This is a genomic window from Leucobacter holotrichiae, from assembly GCF_055791005.1.
Genome location: NZ_JBVUAC010000036.1, coordinates 1 through 1,085, shown reverse-complemented (window position 1 = coordinate 1,085; position 1,085 = coordinate 1). Strand labels below are relative to the sequence as shown.

The following is a 1,085-nucleotide window of genomic DNA, read 5'->3' as shown; positions in this document are numbered from 1 at the left end:
GGTCAAGTCCCCGGTAGTGGTGTAGCCCGATCCTTCGGGGTGTTGGGTTAGGCGCTGAGTTCGAGAACGGTGTCGGTGGCCTCCTCTTTCCCGCTGTCGGGGACGAGGGTGAGGCGACTCTTGGCGAGGATGTCGAGGCCGAGGTAGCGGCGTCCTTCGGCCCATTCGTCGGTTTGCTCGGCGAGGACGGCGCCGACGAGGCGGATGATCGCGTCGCGGTTGGGGAAGATGCCGACGGAGTCGGTGCGGCGGATCTCGCGGTTGAGGCGTTCGTTCGGGTTGTTGGACCAGATCTGTGCCCAGAGCCCATCAGGGAACCCGGTGAACGCGAGGATGTCCGCGCGAGCTCCGTCGAGGTGCTCGAACGCGGCAGGGAGCTTGTCCTCGACGTAGTCCAACAGCCGGTCGAATTGGGCATTGACCGCGTCGGCATCGGGTTGGTCGTAGACGGAGTGCAGCATCGCTTTGACTGCCGGCCACATGCTCTTCGGTGTGACGCTCATGAGGTTTGCGGCGTAATGGGTTCTGCAGCGTTGCCAGACCGCGCCGGGAAGGTGCGCGGCGATCGCTTCGACCAGGCCTTGGTGGGCGTCGCTGGTGACGAGGCGAACCCCGGACAGGCCGCGGGCGACGAGGTCGGCGAAGAAGCTGGACCAGGCAGCTCCTGTCTCGCTCGTTGCGACGCGGACGCCGAGAACCTCACGATGCCCGTCGGCGTTGACACCGGTCGCGACGAGGACGACCGCGTTGATCACCCTGCCGCCTTCACGGACCTTCATCGTGAGCGCGTCCGCGGCGACGAACGTGAACGGGCCCGCATCCGCGAGGGGCCGGTGGCGGAACTGGTCCACGTGCTCGTCGAGGTCCGCGGCCATTCTCGAGACCTGCGACTTCGAAAGTGAGTGGATCCCGAGTGTCTTGACGAGCTTGTCCATTCGGCGAGTGGAGACTCCGGCGAGGTAGCAGTCCGCGATCACGGTGATCATCGCGGCCTCAGACCGTTTGCGGCGCTCCATCAACCATTCCGGGAAATACGTCCCTTGCCGCAGTTTCGGGACAGCGACATCGATCGTCCCGACCCGGGT

Annotated in this window: 1 protein-coding gene; it reads right to left on the bottom strand. The window is 65.5% G+C overall.

The features are described from left to right. Positions 1 to 47 precede the first annotated feature (47 nt). A partial coding sequence (locus AC0KXF_RS15160; RefSeq protein ID WP_473109962.1) for an IS256 family transposase occupies positions 48 to 1,085 on the bottom strand: 1,038 nt, incomplete at its 5' end.